At 72.1% G+C, this 22690-nt stretch carries 13 protein-coding genes; 6 read left to right on the forward strand and 7 right to left on the reverse strand.

Annotation, left to right across the window (positions count from 1 at the left end; translation table 11 throughout):
• Positions 1-81: 81 nt before the first annotated feature.
• Complete coding sequence (locus BGP73_RS00080; protein ID WP_244501034.1) at positions 82-609, reverse strand: Rv3235 family protein; 528 nt, start codon at positions 607-609, stop codon at positions 82-84.
• A gap of 359 nt (positions 610-968) precedes the next feature.
• Here BGP73_RS00080 and BGP73_RS00085 point away from each other — a divergent pair, with 359 nt between their 5' ends.
• From BGP73_RS00085 to BGP73_RS00095, 3 genes are all read left to right on the forward strand, one after another.
• Entirely contained in the window at positions 969-1466 is a 498-nt protein-coding gene (locus BGP73_RS00085) for a DUF6912 family protein (RefSeq protein WP_069811045.1), read from the forward strand.
• Positions 1467-1525: 59 nt separating this feature from the next.
• Positions 1526-2197: an HAD family hydrolase gene (locus BGP73_RS00090; protein ID WP_069811046.1), complete on the forward strand. Its 672-nt coding sequence runs from the start codon at positions 1526-1528 to the stop codon at positions 2195-2197.
• Positions 2198-2665: 468 nt separating this feature from the next.
• Positions 2666-7678 carry an NAD-glutamate dehydrogenase gene (locus BGP73_RS00095; protein WP_069811048.1) on the forward strand — a complete coding sequence of 1671 codons (5013 nt, stop codon included), beginning with the start codon at positions 2666-2668 and terminating at the stop codon, positions 7676-7678.
• A gap of 129 nt (positions 7679-7807) precedes the next feature.
• Here BGP73_RS00095 and BGP73_RS00100 read toward each other — a convergent pair whose 3' ends face one another.
• The 6 genes from BGP73_RS00100 to BGP73_RS00125 form a co-directional block, all read right to left on the reverse strand.
• On the reverse strand, positions 7808-8428 hold the full coding sequence (locus tag BGP73_RS00100; protein WP_069811050.1) for a LysE family translocator: 621 nt from the start codon (positions 8426-8428) through the stop codon (positions 7808-7810).
• A 143-nt stretch (positions 8429-8571) separates the two neighbouring features.
• Positions 8572-9540, reverse strand: a complete 969-nt coding sequence (locus BGP73_RS00105) for a DMT family transporter (protein WP_069811051.1) — start codon at positions 9538-9540, stop codon at positions 8572-8574.
• A gap of 460 nt (positions 9541-10000) precedes the next feature.
• A complete protein-coding gene (locus BGP73_RS00110; protein WP_069811053.1) occupies positions 10001-10909 on the reverse strand; it encodes a carbohydrate ABC transporter permease in 909 nt (302 codons plus the stop codon).
• Positions 10906-12261: a carbohydrate ABC transporter permease gene (locus tag BGP73_RS00115; protein WP_079127091.1), complete on the reverse strand. Its 1356-nt coding sequence runs from the start codon at positions 12259-12261 to the stop codon at positions 10906-10908. Before BGP73_RS00115 ends, BGP73_RS00110 begins: the two co-directional genes overlap by 4 nt.
• 19 nt (positions 12262-12280) lie before the next feature.
• On the reverse strand, positions 12281-13606 hold the full coding sequence (locus tag BGP73_RS00120; RefSeq protein WP_069811057.1) for an ABC transporter substrate-binding protein: 1326 nt from the start codon (positions 13604-13606) through the stop codon (positions 12281-12283).
• 580 nt (positions 13607-14186) lie between these two features.
• Complete coding sequence (locus BGP73_RS00125) at positions 14187-17564, reverse strand: FtsK/SpoIIIE domain-containing protein (protein WP_069811059.1); 3378 nt, start codon at positions 17562-17564, stop codon at positions 14187-14189.
• A 427-nt stretch (positions 17565-17991) separates the two neighbouring features.
• Between BGP73_RS00125 and BGP73_RS00130 the strand changes: the two genes are divergently transcribed.
• The 3 genes from BGP73_RS00130 to prfB all read left to right on the forward strand — a co-directional run bounded on the left by BGP73_RS00130 (position 17992) and on the right by prfB (position 22443).
• Positions 17992-19632: a serine/threonine-protein kinase gene (locus BGP73_RS00130; protein ID WP_069811061.1), complete on the forward strand. Its 1641-nt coding sequence runs from the start codon at positions 17992-17994 to the stop codon at positions 19630-19632.
• 296 nt (positions 19633-19928) lie between these two features.
• On the forward strand, positions 19929-21200 hold the full coding sequence (locus BGP73_RS00135) for a serine/threonine-protein kinase (protein WP_069811063.1): 1272 nt from the start codon (positions 19929-19931) through the stop codon (positions 21198-21200).
• A gap of 136 nt (positions 21201-21336) precedes the next feature.
• Positions 21337-22443 carry a peptide chain release factor 2 gene (prfB, locus tag BGP73_RS00140; RefSeq protein WP_069811064.1) on the forward strand — a complete coding sequence of 369 codons (1107 nt, stop codon included), beginning with the start codon at positions 21337-21339 and terminating at the stop codon, positions 22441-22443.
• The last annotated feature ends 247 nt before the right edge of the window (positions 22444-22690 follow it).

The following is a 22690-nucleotide window of genomic DNA, read 5'->3' on the forward strand; positions in this document are numbered from 1 at the left end:
ACCGTCGGGGCCGGCTCCCGCACATCCGCGGGAGCCGGCCCCGGGGCTTTGGCGCGGTGCTCGCGGCCCCGGGCCCGCCGGTCAGCTCCGGACCCCCGGTGTGCCGGCGTCCAGGTCCACGGCCGAGCAGCGCCAGCGCCGGTCCCGGCAGTGCTCCAGGCGGAAGGCCAGGGCTCGTACCCGGTCCTCGCCGGCGGAGATCCGCGCGAACGCCTCGATCACCCCGGGGTTCGGCCGGTACTCGTCGCAGCGCCGGAGGACCGGCAGTCGGCGGAGACCGGGTGGGAGAGCCGGTCCGGACCTGGGAGGTGCGGCCAGCGGTCGGAGCGGGGCCAACTCGACCAGCCGCTCGTAGGCGGGCCCCAGCGTGTGGCCCAGCATCCAGTGGACCGGCTTCTGCCCGCTCAGGGTGAGCAGCAGCCGGTTGGCGAACCAGTACCGGGGCAGCCGGTCCAGTTCGCTCCGCCGGGCGGGGCCGGGGCCCCGCGGGTCGCGCCGCTGCGGCGGGCGGCTGCGGGCACGCCCCGGCCGCCGCCCGGATGCCTGGAGTCCGCGCGGGCCGGCGCCGGTCGTCCCTTCCCGAGCCCCGCCGCTGATGCTGCCGGTCAACCTGTCGATGGTGATCGCCCCCGGTGTGGGCCCGGCGCGTACCGGGCAGTAACTTGATGGTCAGAGAGATAGCGGCCCGCCCGGGTGAGGTGCAAGGCGGAGGCGTCCGCCGCCGGTTCGGCGGCCGATTCGCCTATTCGGCTGAAGGCGCGCCGGCTCCGCCTTGGCGTGGTGGGGCGCGCGGGCCTTCCCTAGGGGGCAGCCGGAGGAGGATGGACGTTTCGCCTGACAGCTCAAAAGGGGGAAGCCGAACGTAAGCTGTCCACGCCCGATGCCCCCCGGCCGGGTTACGGCGCCCGGGTGCCCGGCCCGGCGGTCATCTGAACACCGAAGAACAGCATCTGACGGAGGCGGCGGCAATGCGTGTCTACGTTCCCACCACCCTCAGCGGACTCGCTGGGTCCGCGCGGGCGGGCGAGATCGGCCCCGGGCCGGTGCTGGCCCACGCCGTCACCCCCGGCCTGCGGGAGTGGTACCTCTCCGACAACGTCGAGGAGTTGGAGTACGCGGCGCTCACCCGGGCCGCGCAGAGTTCGCTCCGGCTGCTCGCCGCCGATCCGGAGGCCGCCCGCCGGCGGGTGGTCATCGCCCTGGACGTGCCCGAGGGCGCGGCGACGGCCGATCCGGAGGGCGCGGCGGCCGGGGTAGTGCGGATCTCCGAGGCCGCGCCGCTGAGCTGGGTGGCGGCGGTGCACGTCGACGCCGACGGCGCCGAGCGGGACATCGCCGGAGCCGCCCGGGCGCTGGACGCGGCCGACCGGGGGGACGCGGACGCCAGGCTCACCGTCGACGGGGCGGAGGACCACGAGTTGCTGTGGTACGCGACACAGGAGATCCCGATCCTGACCGGGGAGTGAGCGAGCCCCTCCACCGGCCGGCCCCGGGGGATGTCAGACCCCGTCGGTACCGTCTTGGCATGGGGAAGACAGAGAAGCGGACGGCGCACATCGTCTGGGACTGGAACGGCACGCTCTTCCACGATCTCCACGCGGTCCTCGAGGCGACGAACGCCTCGTTCGCAGAGGTCGGCATGGAGCCGATCACGCTCGACCGGTACCGGGAGCTCTACCGGGTCCCGGTGCCCGGCTTCTACGAGCGGCTCATGGGGCGGCTGCCCACCAGCGCGGAGTGGCAGCGGATGGACGAGGCATTCCACCGCCACTACCGGGTGCTGGTGGACACCGCCGAACTCGCCTCGGGGGCCAGGGAACTGCTCGCAGGCCGGCGGGCCGCGGGGGTGACACAGTCGCTCTGCTCGCTCGCACCGCACGAGGAACTGGTGCCGATCGTACGGAAGCACGGCATAACGGAGCACTTCGTCCGGGTGGACGGCCGGACCGGTCCCTCCTCCGCGGGCAAGGCCGAGCAGATGACCCGTCACCTGCTCTCCCTCGACGGGGTCTCGGCGACCCGCACCGTGGTGATCGGGGACGCGCTGGACGACGCGGCGGCGGCCGCGCATGTAGGGGCCAAGGCCGTGCTGTACACCGGTGGTTCGCACAGCCGACGGAGTCTGGAGACCGCCGGGGTGCCGGTGGTCGACACCCTCGCCGAGGCGGTGGAGACGGCCGAACGGCTCGTCGGTTGAGCGGTGGTGGCCGGGAGTTCCGTCGTGCCGTGCCCCCGGGCGTGGGTGCCGCGGCCGGAGGAGCGCCTCCAGGCGCGGGTCGAGCCGCCCATACCTGCGGTGTTGTCCAAAGACCTCGGGGCTGTTGTCCAGACCGGCACAGTCGATGAGGCGGGTTGTACACAAACGGTGCATGACGTCCCCGGGGGGAAGGGCGGTAGCCTGGGGCCGTGATCAGCGCGATATTCCGCGGGGGCGGTCATGCCCTCCGTGGCTTCGGCCCAGTGCCGGAACGGCGCCCGACGCACCACGGCGCCGGGGCGACGACTGATCATTCGCACCGGGTTCGTACACCCGATACGGCCGAAGCCGGCCCGGCGATACCTCATCCCGGCACCACGTCGAACCGGCCCGGCGAAGCCGCGTCGCGACGCCGTGCCACCTTCACCACCGACGTCACGCAAGGGCGCGCGACAGGAGCCACAGGACATGCAGACCAAGCTGGATGAAGCCAAGACCGAGCTGCTCGTCCGAGCAACCCGGGTAGCTGAGAACAGCCCGACCGGAGAGCAGCGACCGGTATCGGGACTCGCCCCGGAGAACCGGGGCGCCTTTCTCCAGCGTTTCTACCGGCACACGGCGCCGGAGGACCTCAACGGCCGGGACCCGGTCGACGTCCTGGGCGCCGCCCTCTCCCACCTCCGGCTCGCGGAGCACCGCCCCCAGGGCACCGCGAACGTCAAGGTCCACACCCCCACCGTCGAAGAGAGCGGTTGGACCTGCCACCACACGGTCGTCGAGGTCATCACCGACGACATGCCCTTCCTCGTCGACTCCGTGACCAACGAGCTGTCCAAGCTCGGCCGTGGCATCCACCGGGTCATCCACCCGCAGGTGATCGTCCGCCGGGACGTCGCCGGCGAACTCCTGGAGGTGCTCGACTCCGGCCGCGGTGCCCACACCGACGGCACCGAGAACATCGAGGGCGGTGACGAGAACGCCGAGTGGCCGCAGGACGCGCTCACCGAGTCCTGGATCCACGTCGAGATCGACCGGGAGAACGACGCGGCCGAGCTCGAGCAGATCGCCGCCGACCTGCGGCAGGTCCTCTCCGATGTGCGGGAGGCGGTGGAGGACTGGAGCAAGATGCGCCGGTCCGCGCTGGAGATCGCCGAGGGACTGCCCGGGGAGCTGACCTCCGCCAAGCTGCCCGAGCAGGAGGTCGAAGAGGCCCAGGAACTGCTCCGCTGGCTCGCCGAGGACCACTTCACCTTCCTCGGATACCGCGAGTACGACCTCTCCTCGGTGCCGAACGAGAGCGGTGGCGAGGAGGACGTGCTCAGCGCCGTTCCCGGCACCGGCCTCGGAATCCTCCGCTCCGATCCGCGCCGCAGGACCGCCGACGACAGCCAGGCCGTCTCGCCGTCCTTCAACCGCCTGCCGGCCGACGCCCGGGCGAAGGCCCGGGAGCGGAAGCTGCTGGTGCTCACCAAGGCCAACAGCCGGGCCACCGTGCACCGGCCCTCCTACCTGGACTACATCGGCGTCAAGAAGTTCGACTCGGCCGGCAACGTGATCGGTGAACGCCGTTTCCTCGGGCTGTTCTCCTCCGCCGCCTACACCGAGTCCGTGCGCCGGGTGCCGGTCATCCGGCGCAAGGTCGCCGAAGTCCTCTCCGGGGCGGGCTTCTCGCCCAACAGCCACGACGGCCGCGACCTCCTCCAGATCCTGGAGACCTACCCGCGGGACGAGCTGTTCCAGACGCCGGTCGACCAGCTCCGTTCGATCGCCACCAGCGTGCTCTACCTGCAGGAACGCCGCCGGCTGCGGCTCTACCTCCGTCAGGAGGAGTACGGCCGCTACTACTCGGCGCTGGTCTACCTCCCCCGCGACCGCTTCAACACCGCCGTCCGCCTCCGCCTCATCGACATCCTCAAGGAGGAACTGGACGGCACCAGCGTCGACTTCACCGCCTGGAACACCGAGTCGGTCCTCTCCCGGCTGCACTTCGTCATCCGGGTCGCCCCGGGCACCGCGCTGCGCCGGCTCGACAACGCCGACGTCGAACGGATCGAGGAGCGGCTGACCGAGGCCGCCCGCTCCTGGTCCGACGGTTTCGTCGAGGTCCTCACCGCCGAGGTGGGCGAGGAGCGCGGGGCCGAGTTGGCGCACCGCTACGCCAACGCCTTCCCCGAGGGCTACAAGGCGGACCACTCGCCGCGCAACGCGGTCGCCGACCTCCAGCACCTGGAGCGGCTGACCGACCGCGACGAGCAGCACGGCTTCGCCGTCAGCCTCTACCAGCCCGTCGGCGCGGCCCCCGGCGAGTTCCGGTTCAAGATCTACCGGACCGGCTCGCAGGTGTCGCTCTCCGCGGTACTCCCCGTGCTCCAGCGGCTCGGCGTGGAGGTCGTCGACGAGCGCCCCTACGAGCTGCGTCTCGCCGACCGGAGCATCGTCTGGATCTACGACTTCGGGCTCCGACTGCCCGAGGCCGGCCGTGACGGGGACCACCTCGCGGACGACGCCCGCGAGCGGTTCCAGGAGACCTTCACCGCCGTCTGGACCGGCGAGGCGGAGAACGACGGCTTCAACTCCCTGGTGCTCAACGCCGGACTCAGCTGGCGGCAGGCCATGGTGCTGCGGGCCTATGCGAAGTACCTGCGGCAGGCCGGTTCCACCTTCAGCCAGGACTACATGGAGGTCACCCTCCACAAGAACGTCCACACCACCCGGCTGCTCGTCAGCCTCTTCGAGGCCCGGCTCTCCCCGCACCGGCAGCGGGCCGGTACGGAGCTGACCGACGGCCTGCTGGAGGAGTTGGACGGCGCGCTCGACCAGGTGGCCAGTCTGGACGAGGACCGCATCCTGCGCTCCTTCCTGACCCTGATCAAGGCGACCCAGCGCACCAACTACTTCCAGTCGGGGCGGAACGGCGAGCCGCACGGCTACGTGTCGTTCAAGCTGGACCCGTTGGCGATCCCGGACCTGCCGGCCCCCCGGCCGGCCCACGAGGTCTGGGTCTACTCGCCCAGCGTCGAGGGCGTACACCTGCGCTACGGCAAGGTCGCCCGCGGTGGCCTGCGCTGGTCCGACCGGCGTGAGGACTTCCGTACCGAGGTCCTGGGCCTGGTCAAGGCCCAGATGGTCAAGAACACCGTCATCGTGCCGGTCGGGGCCAAGGGCGGCTTCGTCGGCAAGCGGCTGCCGGACCCCTCGGTGGACCGGGACGCCTGGATGGCCGAGGGCGTCGCCTGCTACAAGACCTTCATCTCCGGACTGCTCGACATCACCGACAACCTGGTCGGCGGGGAGGTCGTGCACCCCGAGGACGTCGTCCGGCACGACGACGACGACACCTACCTCGTGGTCGCCGCCGACAAGGGCACCGCGCGCTTCTCCGACATCGCCAACGAGGTGGCCCAGAGCTACGGCTACTGGCTGGGCGACGCCTTCGCCTCCGGCGGCTCGGCCGGCTACGACCACAAGGGCATGGGCATCACCGCCCGCGGTGGCTGGGAGTCGGTCAAGCGCCACTTCCGGGAGCTGGGCCGGAACACCCAGACCGAGGACTTCACGGTGGTCGGCATCGGCGACATGTCCGGTGACGTGTTCGGCAACGGCATGCTGCTCTCCGAACACATCCGGCTGGTCGGCGCCTTCGACCACCGGCACATCTTCGTCGACCCCGATCCGGACGCCGCCACCTCCTACGCCGAGCGGCGGCGCCTGTTCGAACTGCCGCGCAGCTCCTGGGCCGACTACGACACCGAGCTCATCTCCGAGGGCGGCGGGGTCTTCCCGCGCACGGCCAAGTCGGTGCCGATCAGCCCCCAGATGCGCAAGGCGCTCGGGCTCGGGGAGGACGTCACCAAGCTGACCCCGGCCGAGCTGATGAAGGCCGTCCTCCGGGCCCCGGTGGACCTGGTCTGGAACGGCGGCATCGGCACCTACGTCAAGGCGTCCACGGAGAACCACGCGGACGTCGGGGACAAGGGCAACGACGCGATCCGGGTGGACGGCAGGGAGATCCGGGCCAAGGTCGTCGGCGAGGGCGGCAACCTGGGGCTGACCCAGCTCGGGCGGATCGAGTTCGCCCTCTCCGGCGGCCCCGACGGCACCGGTGGCCGGGTGGACACCGACGCGATCGACAACAGCGCCGGTGTGGACGCCTCGGACCACGAGGTGAACATCAAGATCCTGCTCAACGCCGTGGTCGCGGGCGGCGACATGACGGTCAAGCAGCGCAACGAGTTGCTCGCCGAGATGACCGACGAGGTCGGGGAGCTGGTGCTGCGCAGCAACTACGCGCAGAACGTCGCGCTCGCCAACGCCGTCAGCCAGGCGCCCAGCCTGCTCAACGCCCACCACCGGGCCATCCGCCGGCTGGTGCGCGACGGCCACCTGGACCGGGAGCTGGAGTTCCTGCCCAGTGACCGGCAGATCCGCGAGCGGCACGCCGCGGGGCAGGGCCTCACCCAGCCGGAGCTGGCGGTCCTGCTGGCCTACGACAAGATCACCACCGCTGAGGAGCTGATCGACACCGAACTGCCGGACGACCCCTACCTCCAGCGGCTGTTGTACGCCTACTTCCCCAAGCCGCTGCGGGAGCGGTTCGACGAGCAGATCGACGGCCACGCGCTGCGCCGCGAGATCGTCACCACCGTGCTGGTCAACGACACCATCAACAGCGCCGGCAGCAGCTTCCTGCACAGGATGCGGGAGGAGACCGGGGCCTCCACGGAGGAGATCGTCCGGGCGCAGACCGCTGCCCGGGCCATCTTCGGCCTGGCCGGGGTGTGGGACGCGGTCGAGGCGCTCGACAACGAGGTGTCGGCCGACGTCCAGACCCGGATCCGGCTGCACTCGCGGCGGTTGGTGGAACGAGGCGCCCGCTGGCTGCTGAACAACCGTCCGCAGCCGTTGCGGCTCGCCGAGACCGTCGAGTTCTTCGAGGAGCGGGTCGAGTCGGTCTGGGCGGACCTGCCCAAGCTGCTCAAGGGCGCCGACCTGAGCTGGCACCAGGACACCCAGGACGAGATGCTCGCGGCCGGCGTCCCCGGTGAACTGGCGCTCCGGGTGGCCGGTTTCTCGGCCGTCTTCCCGGCGCTGGACATCGTGGCGATCGCCGACCGCACCGGCGCTCAGTCGCTCGAAGTGGCCGAGGTCTACTACGACCTTGCCGACCGGCTGCAGATCAGCCAGCTGATGGACAAGATCGTCGCACTGCCGCGCGCCGACCGGTGGCAGTCGATGGCCCGCGCCTCCATCCGCGAGGACCTGTTCGCCGCACATGCGGCGCTCACCTCGGACGTGCTGTCGGCGGGCGAAGGCGACTCCACCCCGGACCAGCGGTTCGCCGCCTGGGAGCAGAAGAACGCCTCGATCCTGGGGCGGGCTCGCGGCACCCTGGAGGAGATCCAGGGGTCGGACTCCTTCGATCTCGCCAACCTCTCGGTGGCGATGCGCACCATGCGCACCCTGCTGCGCACGCACAGCTGATCCGAGGAGCGGTCCCGGGAGGGGCGGTTCGGAACCACGTGTTCCGGGCCGCCCCTCTCCGCCTGTGCGGATACGGTGCGGTGCCCGGTCGGCAACCCAGGTGCTCGGGAGGGCTCGGTCGGGGACCGGTCAGGGCTGGGTCGCGGCGACCTTCAGCCCGAAGCCGATCAGGACGAAGCCGGTGACACGTTCCATGGCCCTGCGGACGGCGGGCTTCTCGAACAGCGCCCGTGCCCTGGCCAGCAGCACCACGTAGCCGCCGAGCCACACCGTGGTCAGCACCGCGTGGACGAGGACGAGCAGTGCCATACCGGTGTGCGGGGCGAGCCCGGTGGGGGCCAGGGTCGGCAGCAGCCCGGTGTAGAAGACCGCGATCTTCGGGTTGAAGACGTTGCTGACCAGGCCGGTACGCCAGGGGTTGCCGGCGGGTGCGGCACCGGCCGGGGCCACCGGCCGTGACCGGACGCGCCGGCTGTGGACCAGCGCCTGGACACCGAGGAAGAGCAGGTAGGCGGCCCCGGCCAGCTTGACCGCGGTGTACGCGGTGGCGGAGGCGGCGAGGACTGCGGCAAGACCCGCGACCGCGAGGACGCCCCACACCAGCAGGCCGGTGGTGATGCCGCCGATCGTGCGCAGCCCGTCCTGCCACCCGGAGGAGACGGCCCGCTTGGTCACAACGGCCATGTCCGGCCCGGGAACCATGGTCAGCACGGCGAGCACACCGGCCGCGGCGAGGAACTGTGGGAACATTCGCCCAGTCTCACATCCCGTGGCGGGGGCCGGACCGCCCGGTGGGAGTCTCGGTGGAACCTCGGCCCCGCCTCACCTCCCGCACCCTTCTCCGTCCGGCGCCGCGCCTCTCGGAGGCGGTGGGAAGCCCTGGTCCTGGCTCCTCAGGAGCCGGCCGAGCACTCCGCCACCGGCTCGCGGTCGGCCGGCACCGGGGCGGTGGCGGGGACGGTGGCGGAGCGCCGGCGAGCTGGTCGACGGGCGACGGCGACGCCGGCCAGGCAGAGCGCGCCGCCGGCCAGGGTGAGGGGGCCGGGCACCTCGTCCAACACGATCCAGGACATCAGCACCACGAGCGTCGGCACCACGTAGGTGGTCGAACCCATCTTGCCCGCCGTGGTGCGGGCGAGGGCGAACGCCCAGGTGGTGAAGGCCAGGGCGGTGGGGAACACGCCGAGGTAGACCATGTTGAGGGTGGCGGAGACCGGGGCGCGCGCGGATTCCGTGAGCAGCGCGCCGGTGAAGGGGAGGCACACCACGGTGCCGGTCAGACAACCGTAGAAGGTGACCTGCAAGGCGCTGGCGTGCCCGAGGGCCGGTTTCTGGAAGACGACGCCGCCGGCGTAGGAGCACGCGGCCAGCAGACAGAGGACCAGCCCCAGCAGGGTGGCGTGACCGGAGCCGGACATCGACAGTCCGACGACGACGGTGCCGGAGAACGAGACCGCCATGCCGAGGAACAGGCGGCGCGGCAGCCCCTCGCCGAGCAGCCGCCCGCTCAGCAGCCCGATCAGGATGGGCGCGAGGTTCACCACCATGGCCGCGGTGCCGGCGTCGACCTCCCGCTCACCCCAGTTGAGCAGGAGCATGTAGCCCCCGAACCAGAGTGCACCGGAGCAGAGGATGCCCGGCCAGGCGGCGCGCGGGGGCGGTCCCTCGCGGCGGAGCAGGACGATCAGGCCCAGTACGAGGGTTCCGGAGGCCAGGCGCCCCAGCGCCAGCGCGCCGGGGGAGTAGGAGCTCCCCGCGCTGCGGATGGAGACGAAGGCCGACGCCCAGAGAACGACCGTCACCCCTGCTGCGGCGAGGGGCCACCAGTGCTGGGAGCGGACGCGGTCCGACAAGAGTGTCATAGGGCGACCGTAGAGCTATGACGTTTCGACGTTCAACGACGTTTGCCCGCTCTTCGTGGATGAGGGTGTAGCGGCGGGCACGGAGGGGCCGGGTGGGCGCCTTCCGCGGGACGCCCAAGGCTCACCCGATTGCGGCCCGGCACCAGCCGTTTCACGCTCGTTGACCCCGACGAAAACGACCTCATGTTCGTTAGACGGAATGAGCCGGAGCTCGAAAACGGGGGCTCCCCGAGCTCGCGGGACTGGCGAAAGCGCTTGGGAATGCTCGGAACCCTCGTGACTACGGGGCGGGGCGCCGTAGGCGGCGATCACGCGTTGGCGGACACCCCGGCTCGTTTCCCGCGCCGGTCGCGGGGCGTGAGACCGCGTCGTGGAAGCGGCTGTGCCGCCGTCCCCGCGAGGACGGCGGCACAGCCGGGGTGTTCAGTTGCCAGCGGTGGTTTCCCAGCCCTGGCGGGGGCTACTTCACCGCACCGGCCATCATTCCGGAGACGAACTGTCGCTGGAAGGCGAAGAACACCACCAGGGGGATGACCATCGAGATGAAGGCGCCCGGCGCCAGCACGTCGATGCTGTTCCCGAACTGCCGCACCTGCTGCTGGAGCGCCACCGTGATCGGTGGCGAGGTGCTGTCCGCGAAGATCAGCGCGACCAGCATGTCGTTCCAGACCCAGAGGAACTGGAAGATGCCCAACGAGGCGATCGCCGGTCCGCCCAGTGGCATGACCACTCGGGTGAACAGCCGGATCTCGCCCGCTCCGTCCAACCGGGACGCCTCGATGAGTTCCCGAGGGATCTCGGCGAAGAAGTTCCGGAGCAGGAAGATGGCGAACGGCAGCCCGAAGGCCGTGTGGAAGATCACCACGCCGAACGTCGTCTCGAAGAGGCTGACGGTCTTGAACAGCTTGGCCACCGGGACCAGCGCGACCTGCACCGGCACCACCAGCAGGCCGACGACCAGCAGGAACCACCAGTCCCGGCCCGGGAAGTCCAGGCAGGCGAAGGCGTACCCGGCCAGCGAGCCGATGATGACGACCAGCAGCGTGGACGGGACCGCGATCAGCAGGGTGGTGACCAACGACTGCGTGATGGCACCGTTGTTGAGCAGGTTGGAGTAGTTCTCGGTGGTCAGCTGCGCCGGCGCGGTGAACACCGTCCACCAGCCGGAGCCGGCAATGTCGCTCGGACTGCGCAGCGATGAGACCAGCAGGCCCAGGGTGGGCATCAGCCAGAACAGCGCGACCACGACGAGGGCGAACTGCACCAGGCCCCCGCTCGCCCGGGCCGCCAGGCGCGATGCCACCGATTCCTTCTTCACGGCCGCCGGCGCGGGTGCCGGGGCCGATGCCGTGTCCGTTGCAGTGGTCATCGGCGGCGCTCCCTCCGGATGCGGCGAATGTTGACGACCATCACCGGTACCACCAGCAGCAACAGGAGCACGGCGATGGCGCTGGCGACACCGTGGTCGGGATCGCCGCCGAAGGCCGACAGGTAGAGCTGCAGGGCCAGCACGTTCGCGTCGGCCTGGGTCGGTCCGGGCGCGATGATGTACACCAGGTCGAAGATCTTCAGTACGTTGATCATCAGTGTGACGAGGACGACCGAGAGCACGGGGGCCAGGAGCGGCACCGTGATCTTCCGGAAGACCTGCCACTCCGAGGCGCCGTCCATCCGGGCCGCTTCCAGCAGTTCCCGGGGGACGCCGGCCAGCCCGGCGGCGATCAGCACCATCGCGAAGCCCGCCCACATCCAGACGTACGAGGCGATGATGGAGGGGGTGACCAGGCTCGGTCCGAGCCAGTTCACGCCGTTGTACTGTTCGGCGAAGTTGGCGGCCGGCAGCCGTAGCTTCGCCCCTTCCGCCGTGGCCGGAAGGCTGAACGTGCCGTCCTCGCCGGCCTTGGCGGTGGCGACGACCTTGCCGTCCTTGACCGCTTCGACCTCCACGCCGGCGAGGGCCTTCTCGCCCTTGTCGATGACGTTGGGCTGGCCGCCACCGCCCTTGGCGAAGTCCAGCCAGACCGTGCCGGTGATCTTGTCGCCGTCGGGCTGTGCGGGCTTGGCGTCGGAGGCGTCGGCCGGGATCGTGCCGGCCCGCACGCCGACCAGCGGGATGTTGGCCGGATCGCCGGCGCGGACCGCGGACTTGCCGGTGACCGTGCCGTCCTTGGCCTGGGACAGATCGGCCGTCGGGCCCGGGCGGGCGCCCGGATAGGCGGAGGACTCACTGAAGGTGTCGTGCACCCCCACCCAGACGGCGTTGGCCACACCGCGGCTCGGGTCCTGCTCGTAGACCAGCCGGAAGATGATGCCGGCCGCCAGCATGGAGATCGCCATCGGCATGAAGACGACCAGCTTGAAGGCGGTGCCCCAGCGCATCCGCTCGGTCAGCACGGCGTAGATCAGGCCGAGCGCCGTGGCGGCGACCGGGGCGACGATCGCCCAGATCACGCTGTTCTGGACGGAGGTGAAGAATCCGTCGTCGGTGAAGAGCTGGACGTAGTTGTCCAGGCCGACGAACCCGGAGCCGGCGGCGTCGAACAGGCTCCGGTAGATCGAGTAGATGATCGGGTAGACGACGAGCGCTCCGAGGAGCACCAGTGCGGGAAGCAGGAAAGACGCGGCGAGCCAGGGACGAGTGCCCAGCACGCCGCGCTTCCTGGCGGGGGGTGGGGAGGGCGCGCCAGTCGCGGCGGCGCCCTCCCTGGTCGCGGTTGTCATGTCGGTGAGAATCCGTCAGTTAGTTTTTGTAGGCCTTGGCGGCTGCGGCCTCCAGCTGCTGCTGGGCACCCTTGACGTCCTTGGGGTTCTTCAGGAAGTCCTGGAGGGCCTTCCACTCGCCTTCGCCCTTGGTGCCGCCGAAGGCCGCGGGGGCCTGGTCGGACATGTCGAACCGGAAGTCGTCGCCGGCCTCGATCAGCGCCTCGGCGATGTCCCGCTGGACCTCGTCGGTGTACGAGTCGAGGTCGAGTTCCTTGTTCGGCGAGATGAAGCCACCCGCCTCGGCCCAGATCTCGGCGGCGTCGGTGGAGGCGAGGAAGGTCATCAGGGCCTGAGCACCCTCGGTGTCCTTGAGCGCCACGGCCACGTCGCCACCGCTGACCACCGGAGAGTTCTCGCCGACGGCCGGGAACGGGAAGACCTTGGCGTCCTTGCCGACCTCGGCGTCGGTGTCCGCGGAGATGTTGCCGGCGACGAAGTCGCCCTCGTAGACCATGGCGGCCTTCGGCTGGTCGCCACCGGTGAAGGTCTGGGTGACGGACTTCGGGAAGCTGGTCTGGAGCGCCCCGCTCTGGCCGCCGGCGATCAGGGTCTTGTCGCCGAAGAGCTCACCGAGGGTCTCCAGTGCCTCACCGACGGACGGGTCCGTCCACTTGATCTCGTGGTCGGCGAGCTGGTCGTACTTCTCCGGTCCGGCCTGGGAGAGGTAGACGTTCTCGAACCAGTCGGTCAGCGTCCAGCCGTCCTCACCGCCGACGGAAACCGGAGCGACGCCGGAGGCCGATACGGTCTTCGCGACCTCGAGGAATTCCTTCCAGGTCTTCGGCTCGGAGACGCCGGCATTCTCGAATGCCGCGGTGTTGTACCAGATCAGGGATTTGTTGGCGACCTTGAAATATACGCCGTACTGCTTGTCCTTATAGGTGCCGAGGTCCCGCCAGCCGTCCGAGTAGTTCTTGTCCAGCTGCTTCTGGACGTCGTTACTGACGGGTTTGATCCAGCCCTTTTCAGCGAACTGGCGGAGAGCGCCGACCTGCGGCAGCATCGCGACGTCGGGCGGGCTGCCACCTTCGATCTTGGTGCTGAGGTAGGTCGCGATGCTGTCGCCGGTCGGTACGAAGCTGACCTTGGCACCGGTGCGCTCCTCGAACTCGTCGAGGACGGCCCGGAAGTTCTTCTCCTCGGCCCCCGTCCAGACCGCGCCAACCTGGAGCTTCTGGCCCTTGAGATCGGGAAGTTCGACGCTGGGGGCGCTCTTCTTCCCGGAGTCCTTCTCATCGCTGTCGCCGTCGCCGCCGCAAGCCGCGGCGGTGAGGGCGAGCGTACTCGCGGTCGCGACCGCCAACGCGGTCCGGGCCGTCCGAGAGGCTCGCGCTCGCGCGGGGCCCGAGAGGCCCCGGGCGCCTCCGGAGCCCCGGGAAATGCGGAAAATCTGCCGTGTGCTGAACATGTGCCTGCCGTCCCTCCAGCGACCCCCACTGTGAGAGCCGCCGCAACAAGCGCGGACCGGGAAGAATCGCCGACCGCACAGGGGCGATATCTCTTTTAGACGCCCGTGTCGACAGTCCTATCTCCGGAGCGGGACCAGTCGCAATACTGCGAGAGCCGCCGATGACAAGATCGTGATGCCCCTGTGATCGAAAGTGGGTTTGACGGGCTGGCAGTTGGCGCGAAAGCTGTCAACTCTATAGAATTCCTCGGTTCCTGGCGTCTTTCCAGGCCGTCCCGCAAACACGCTGGCACACCGCACAGAGCGTGTTTGGTGCGTCGCAATGCGCGCACCCGGCGGATATACCGGGCGAACTCGGCTGCCCCGGCGCCCGAAGGGCCGCCCCGCCGGGGCGCGCAGCACAGCCCTTCCGCGCGTCTCTGCCGTCGCCCGACCGGCCGAGATCCGTCCGCCGACGCCGACCGTTGACGGTGTTTCACAGCAGTCCCGGCCCCGCCTCGGCGGAGACGGACTGGGCCGCCCGGTGCAACGCGCTCGCCAACAGGGCCAGGTCGGTGGGCCCGTTGCCCAGTTCCCGCAGGGGCCGCCGCGTGGCGGGGTCGCCCATCCGCGCCCAGTCCAACGGAACGACGGTGGGCCGCAGCGTGGCCGTACGCGGAATGCGCCCGGTGACCCGGCCGGCCTGGAACTCCACCCGCGCGCCGTCGGCGGTGAGCAGCCGCCCCCGTCCGACCACGGCCGAGCCCCCGACCGCGCCCTCCGCTCCAGCCGGCAGCACCTCCAGCCAGACCCGCAGTCCGGCCCGGGCGGCCACCGCGCCGTCCGCCGTGAGGTCGGGACGGCCGGTGGAGACCACCAGATGCACCCCGAGCCGCCCACCCTCCCGGGCCACCGCCTCCAGGGCGCGCACCATCGATCCGGCCGCGGGCCGTCCGGGGCTGCCCAACGCCGGCGCTGCCAGAGCGTCGAAGTCGTCGACCAGCACCACCAGTCGGGGCAGGTCCGTGGTGACCGGTGCGGCCCCCTGCTCATCCGCCGGGGCGCCCGCCGGGATATCCGCCGGAATTTCGGCGGCGGCCGGCGAACCGGCCCCGGCCTCCCAGCGCTGAGCCCTGCTCCGCACCGGTTCCCTGTCCCCGGGCCCGCCGGTTCCCCGACGGCTCGGGTTCTCTCCGGAGCGGCGCTGTTCGACGAGCCGCTCGGAGACGGTCCGGCGCTGGTGCCAGGCGGCGAAGTCCAGGTCGCCCAGGAGTTCCGCCCGGCGTTTGAGTTCGGAGCTGAGCGCCTGGGCGAACCCCCGCATCCGGATCGGGTCGGAGGCCACCAGGTGCGTTGTGACGTGCGGCAGTTCGGTGCAGGCGCGCAGCCCCTCGCCGCGCTCCGTCCCGGCGCCGTCCACCAGCACCAGCGCGATCCGGTCCGGTCGGTCCGCCGCGGCCAGCGAGGCCGCGGCGGAGCGCAGCAACTCGGTCTTGCCGCTGCCGGGCCCGCCCTCGACCAGCAGGTGCGGTACCTCCGCCGAGAGGTCCAGGCTGAGCGCGCCGTGCGGACCGGTGCCGAGCACCGCCCGGGCCCGTCCGCCGTCGGCCCGGTCCCCCTCGGCCGCCGCCCAACGCGCCTGCAGCGACGCAGGGGTGGCCCGGGCCAGGCCCAACTCGTCCAGCAACCGGACCTTCTGGGGCAGCGCCGCGCGGGCTCCGGGACGATGGCCGGGGTGCGGGCCGCTGCCGTCGGCCGCGCCGGCCGGCTCGGCGTGGGCGAGCCGGAGCGGCGCCAACGACCGGGCGAAGCGTTCGGCCCACGCCGCCGAAACCGCGTCCACGGTCGCGAAGACGCCGTTGTCGACGGGGCCGGAGGGGCCGAGCGCTATCAGCCGCAGCGCCGTGGCGACGTCCCCGCTGAGCAGGGCCACCGCCCCGCACTCGGCGAACGCCGGGGAGATGCTCCGGGCCCGTTCGTAGGTGGCCACTATCGGCGAGGAGGGCGAGGCCGGCGGGGTCTCCGCGAGGCAGAGGAGATGGACGCCGCAGGCGGGCCCGCTCGCGGCGAGCCGGACCGTCGCCTCCCGCAGCGAGCGAGAACCGGGGTCGCCGTCCACCACGACCACGGTGTACGGGCCCTGGTGGGCGCGGGTCGCCGCCTCCACCGCGGCCCGGCCCGCCGCGGCCCAGCCGGGGCCGAGCGGGCCGTCGTCCAGTCGGCGGGCCAACTCATCGAGCCGGGTGGCCGCCTGCTCGGGGTCGTGGGCGAGGAGCAGTCGGCAGCTCTGGCCGTGTGCCGGGCGCAGCTGCGGCAGCCAGCCCAGCCACGTCCAGTCGGTCCGCCGCTCGTCGGCGGCCGACCCCGGCTCCGCGCTGATCAGTACGATCTCCAGGGCACCGGGCGGCAGCAGCGCGGCGAACTGGGCCAGTACCGAGCGGCTGAGTCCGAGCAGCCGCTCCCGCGGCCCGCTCAGGCCGAGCGCACCGAGCCGCCGCAGGTCGACGGTGACGGGGGAGCCCGGTGCGCCCGGTCGGTCATCGGTGCCGAGCCGGGCGACCAGGGCGTCGGGGTGGGTGGGGCAGCGTTCCCAGAGTCGGCGGCCGGGGCGGAGGGCGGTGAGCAGCACCTCGGCCGGGTCGGGCCAGCGGTGGCCCACCGCCGGTGCGGCGCCCGAGGGGCCCAGGGAGCCGTCCGGGAGGCCGCGGGGCTCGCCCGGATCCTCCCGCTGGCCCATGGTCAGCCGCCGAGCCCAGCCTCCTAGGCCACGCTCCCGCCGCTGGTTCGGCGGCTCGGTGCCCGCCGCCGGCATACCTGGGGCGGCCGGGCGGTCGCCCCAGTCGATCAGCCCGCTGCCATGGGTGGTGGTCCCCGCCGGCCGTTCTCCGGACCGCTGCTCCCACCCGGCCCCGGTCTCCCGGGCGGACGCCTCTCCGCCGACCAGCGGGGTGCTCTGGCCTGGGCGGCCCCATGGGTCGGCCGGGGAGGCGGCGCCGGTGCCGGTCAGCCAGCCCGGGTGCTGGCCGGTCGCGCCCCCGCCCTGCGGCGGAACCCTGCCTCCGGTGGCCGGGCCGGGGGTGCCGGGCCGGTCGCCGTTCCGGGGCTCGTCCCCGAGGGCCACCACCAGGTGGCCCTGCCCGTCCGGCGTGGTCGGCAGGGGCCCCGACCGCTGTCCGGCCGTCGCTCCGGCGGCCCGGGCGGGGGCGTCCGGCAGCCGGGACTGCTCCACCGCCTGCTCCGGGACGACCAGCCGGAGCGTCGACTCACCGACCCGTAGCGGCACCCCGGCCGGCAGTGGCACCGGCCGGCCGTCGAGCGGGCAACCGTCCAGGACGGTCCCGTTGGTCGAGCCCAGGTCGGCCACCGTGACCAGCCCGTCGTCCGTGACGGTCACCACACAGTGCAGCCGGGAGACGTCAGGATCGCTCAGCGGCACCTCCGCGCCGGCGGAGCGGCCGATCCGGACCGGCCCGCCGTGCAGGAGGTGGATCCCGCCCGCGTCGGGCCCGGAGACCACATGGAGTTGGGGAGCCGTGGTGTCCTGGACCGCCTCGTGCGCTATCCCCGGGTGCCGGCCGGGTTCGACGGGGGCGTTCAGCGACAGCACCACCCCGTCGACGAGAGGCGGCTCACCCAGCACGCAGCGCTGCGGGTCCAGCCGTTCGTAGCCGTAGTAGAGGACGGCGGGGCCGGTCCCAGCGCCCTTCGCCCCGGCGGGCGGGGCCGCCACACCGGGCGGCCTCGGGGCGGCGACCGCGTCCGCGAGCCCGCTCGCCACCCTGGCGAGCGCCGTCCCCACCGGGGCGGTGACGAGCACATCGCGGGAGTAGACGGTTCCGTCGTACGGCCCGAGGACGGTCAGCCGGATCTGCATCGCCGTCAGCAGTCCCTTCCACCCGGGCCGCGCCGAGGGCCACCCCTGACCCCCACCGCGTACGGGCGAGTCGGCATGTACAGGTCTCACGGAGCCTCGGAGCCCCCGCTCCCCACCCCTCCATGCTGGGATGCATCTTTGCACCAGCCACCGGCTCCGCGCTGGGTGATCAGCAAGAAATGATCTTGAATGGGCGGCTACGGTCCGAAAAGTTCCGCCGAGGTCCACGCGACGGCGGTTATGTCCGTCCTTCTGCCGCCCTGCCCGGGGGCGGTGGGGCCTCTGCCCGGCGGAGTCGGGAACCGCGTGGACCAAGGCCACAACGACGGCCACGGCATTACAGTGGACCGGGCGGGCCGCGGAGATCCGGAGCCACCCGGCGCCCGAGGACCGGAAGACTTGGACCACTGATCAGGGAGCTCATGACGTGCGGCCGGTAGGCAGCAAGTACCTGCTCGAGCAGCCGCTCGGACGTGGGGCCACGGGCACCGTCTGGCGGGCCCGCCAGCGGGAGACTGCGGGCGCCGAGGCGGCGGTCGCCGGCCAGCCCGGCGAGACCGTGGCGATCAAGGTCCTCAAGGAGGAGCTGGCCAGCGACCCGGACGTCGTGATGCGCTTCCTGCGCGAGCGGTCCGTGCTGCTGCGGCTGACCCACCCCAACATCGTCCGCACCCGGGACCTGGTCGTCGAAGGCGATCTCCTCGCCCTGGTGATGGACCTCGTCGACGGCCCGGACCTGCACCGCTACCTGCACGACAACGGCCCCTTCACCCCGGTGGCCGCGGCGCTGCTGACCGCCCAGATCGCGGACGCGCTGGCCGCCAGTCACCGGGACGGCGTGGTGCACCGGGACCTCAAGCCCGCCAACGTCCTGCTCGCCGGGGCCGACGGTGACGGCGAGGCCCAGATGCGTCCGATGCTGACGGACTTCGGCATCGCCCGGCTCGCCGACTCACCCGGTCTGACCCGGACCGCCGAGTTCGTCGGGACGCCCGCCTACGTCGCCCCGGAGTCCGCCGAGGGCCGGCCGCAGACCTCGGCCGTGGACATCTACGGCGCCGGCATCCTGCTCTACGAGCTGACCACCGGCCGGCCGCCGTTCTCCGGCGGGACGGCGCTGGAGGTACTCCACCGGCACCTCGGCGAGGAGCCCGTCCGGCCCGCCGGGGTTCCCGAGCCGCTCTGGACGGTCATGGAGCGCTGCCTGCGGAAGAACCCCGACGAGCGGCCCAGCGCCGAGAACCTCGCCCGCGGACTGCGCACCGTGGCCGCCGGCATCGGTGCGCACGCCACCCCCGAGGCGGCCGAGGCGGCGCTCGGAGTGGCTGCCCTCCTCGCCCCGGACCCGCAGCCGACCGCGGTCCCCGGCACCCATCCCGAACCGCCCTCGGCCACGGCCGCGACCCAGGCGCTGCCGAGCAGCGCCCCCGGCCACGACCCCAACGCGGCCACCAGCGTGCTCCCCACCACCGGTCCGCCCGGCGCCCAGGCCGACCCCACCCGGGTGATGCCGTCGACGGGCCCCGGCGGGGCCGGGCAGCAGTCGGACCAGGGCGGCGAGCATCCCTGGCAGACGCAGCTGCGAGCCGCCCGCGACCGCAACGAGCAGACCCAGGTGCAGTACCTGGACCCCAGCGAGGACCCGCTGCGGCGCAGGCCGCAGCGGAGCGTCGCACCGCCCCCGCCCCAGCAGCAGCCGCCCGGCTACGCGCAGCCCTACCAGCACCAGCCGGAGCCCGTCCCCTACCACCGGCGTCCGGAGCCGCCGCGCCGCCAGCAGCCGCCACCCCAGCGGTACGCCCCGCCGCCCGAGCCCGAACCCCGCCCGCGCCGGGAGCGCCGCCGCAGCGCCAACCCGATGCGCATCCCCGGCCTGGGCTGCCTCAAAGGCTGCCTGTTCACCGTGGTGGTCCTGGCCGTCGCCTGCTGGCTGCTGTGGGAGTTCACCTCACTCCCCGAGCTGTTCAACCAGACCAAGGGCTTCTGGAAGGCCACCACTGACTGGCTCCGCGACGCCAAGGAGTGGGTGTCCGATCTCGGCGGAGGCTCGGACAGCTCCGGCGTGTAAGCTGCCGCTCGCTCTCCGTTCCACCCCGCCCGCGAGGTCCGGCGCCGGGGTCCGCTCCGCAACCGCCCACCCGACCGACGCGCACCGCCGGCCGGGACGCGGTCGGGGCGCGGCCGGAGGGGCCGAGGGCCCGGGCGCCTCGGATCCGCCGACACCGGCGGGTGGTCCCACTGCCCGGAAAGGGCGGTCGAGGGCGGCTGTCAGTGCCCAACCGCCGTATCCCCGCGTAGCTTTGTCGCCACGCCAGTCCCCGGGACCCGTCGGCCCGGGGCAGGACAAGGACGGTCGGAGCAGCCTTGGCACGGAAAATCGGTAGTCGATACAGCGCCAACCAGATCCTGGGCCGCGGATCGGTGGGCACGGTGTGGCTGGGGGAGGGCCCGGAGGGGCCGGTCGCCATCAAGCTGCTCCGCGAGGACCTCTCCTCGGACGAGGAACTCGTCGGCCGGTTCGTGCAGGAGCGCACCGGCCTGCTCAGCCTGGAGCACCCCCGGATCGTCAAGGTCCGCGACCTCGTGGTCGACGGCAACGACCTGGCGCTCGTCATGGACCTGGTGCGGGGCACCGACCTCCGCACCCGGCTGGAGCGCGAGCGCCGGCTGGCCCCCGAGGCGGCCGTCGCCATCACCGCGGACATCGCCGACGCCCTCACCGCGGCGCACGCCGCCGGGGTGGTGCACCGGGACGTCAAACCGGAGAACATCCTGCTGGACATGGCCGGCGAGCTGGGGCCGGGCGGCTCCCACCCGGCCCGCCTCACCGACTTCGGCGTCGCCCGGCTGGTCGACGCCCCGCGCCGCACCCGGGCGCTGCGGGGCGCCGCGGGCGGCGAGGGGGCCCGGCGGGAGGGCGGCCAGGGCGGACTCCGCGAGCAGTCGGCCCGGAACATCATCGGCACCCCGGACTACCTGGCCCCGGAGGTCGTCGAAGGGCTCCCGCCGCGCGCCGCGGTGGACATCTACGCCCTGGCCACCGTCCTGTACGAGCTGCTCGCCGGCTTCACCCCGTTCGGCGGGGGCCACCCGGGGGCGATCCTGCGCCGGCACGTCACCGAGACCGTCGCCCCGCTGCCGGGCATCCCGGACGAACTCTGGCAGCTGATCGTCCAGTGCCTGGCCAAGTCGCCCGCCTCCCGGCTGCGCGCGGTGGAGATGGCCGGGCAGCTCCGGGAGATCCTCCCCGACCTGGTCGGCCTCCCGCCGCTGGAGGTGGACGAGCCGGGCGAGGAGGGCATCGGCGGCGCGTCCGCCGCACCGGCCCCCGGCGCGCCCGACCCGGTGGTCCCCGCCGCGCCGAAACGGAGCGCCGTACCGCTGGTGCACGGTGCCACGCCGCCGGACTCCAACCGCGACACCCACACCAGCATGCGGGTGCCCGGACCGGACGAGCTGGCCGGCGGACCCCGCGGCACCGCCCGGTTCCCACGGCTCGCCGGAGAGCGGCGGCCCGGCTCCGCCCGGCATCCCGTCTCGAAGGCGGCGCGCCGCCGCCGGATGCTGTTCGGCGGGGCGGCGGCCCTGCTGGTCGCGCTGGCGGGCGTGGGCGGTTGGCTCCTGCTGGGCGGCTGAGGCCCGCCCGCTCCACCACCCGGCGTTGTGACGGAACGCTCACACAGCGCTCAACGCCCCCGGACCGAACGGAACGCATGGCGTCGAAGGGGGCTGAGACGTCCGACGGCGCGGTCGGAGCCGTTACGCTGGTGGTGTGGCAGTCGTTGATGTTTCCGAAGAGCTGAAGTCCCTCGCCGCGACCATGGAGTCGATCGAGGCCGTCCTGGACCTCGATGGGATGAGGGCCGATATCGCCGCGCTCGAGGAGCAGGCGGCGGCGCCGACCCTGTGGGATGACGCCGCGAACGCCCAGCGCGTCACCAGCAGACTCTCCTACCTCCAGGGGCAGCTGCGCCGCGCCGAGGAGCTCCGCAGCCGGATCGACGACCTCGAGGTGCTCTTCGAACTCGCCGACTCCGAGGACGACCCGGACGCCCGGGCCGAGGCCGAGGTGGAGCTGACCGAGGTACACAAGGCGGTCGAGGAGCTGGAGGTCCGCACCCTGCTCTCGGGTGAGTACGACTCCCGCGAGGCCGTGGTCAACATCCGCGCGGAGGCGGGCGGCGTCGACGCCGCCGACTTCGCCGAGCAGCTGCAGCGGATGTACCTGCGCTGGGCCGAGCGGCACGGTTACAAGACCGAGGTGTACGAGACCTCGTACGCCGAAGAGGCCGGTATCAAGTCCACCACCTTCGCCGTCCAGGCCCCGTACGCCTACGGAACGCTCTCGGTGGAGCAGGGGACGCACCGGCTGGTGCGGATCTCGCCGTTCGACAACCAGGGCCGGCGGCAGACCTCCTTCGCCGGTGTGGAAGTGCTGCCGGTGGTCGAGCAGACCGACCACATCGAGATCGACGAGTCCGAGCTCCGGGTGGACGTCTACCGTTCCTCCGGGCCCGGTGGTCAGGGCGTCAACACCACCGACTCGGCGGTGCGGTTGACGCACATCCCCACCGGGATCGTGGTGTCCTGCCAGAACGAGCGCTCCCAGATCCAGAACCGCGCCACCGCCATGAACGTCCTCCAGGCCAAGCTGCTCGAGCGGCGCCGTCAGGAGGAGCAGGCGAAGATGGACGCGCTGAAGGGGGACGGCGGCAACTCCTGGGGCAACCAGATGCGTTCCTACGTGCTCCACCCGTACCAGATGGTCAAGGACCTGCGGACGGAGTTCGAGGTCGGCAACCCGCAGGCCGTCCTCGACGGCGACATCGACGGCTTCCTCGAGTCGGGCATTCGCTGGCGCAAGCAGCGCGAGCGCTGAAGTCCCGAACGCTGAGGTTTCAGTTCCCCCACGGTCCATGCCGGTTGCGCCGGTACGTCACAGTCCTGTTCCCGTCTGAGGTCCAATTAACTGCAAACAGGACATGATGCTCCGTAACCGCCTTGACGCTGATCTGAAAAGTGGGAAGGCTGACGCGCGGCATGCCCGTGTCTGGACGCGTGAACGGGGCAGGGCGGGGCCACGATCCCACAGCTCTGATCTCCCGATCCTCCGCTGACCAAACAGG

Origin of the sequence: Streptomyces sp. TP-A0874, from assembly GCF_001748085.1 — a bacterium.
Taxonomy (GTDB): Bacteria; Actinomycetota; Actinomycetes; order Streptomycetales; family Streptomycetaceae; genus Streptomyces.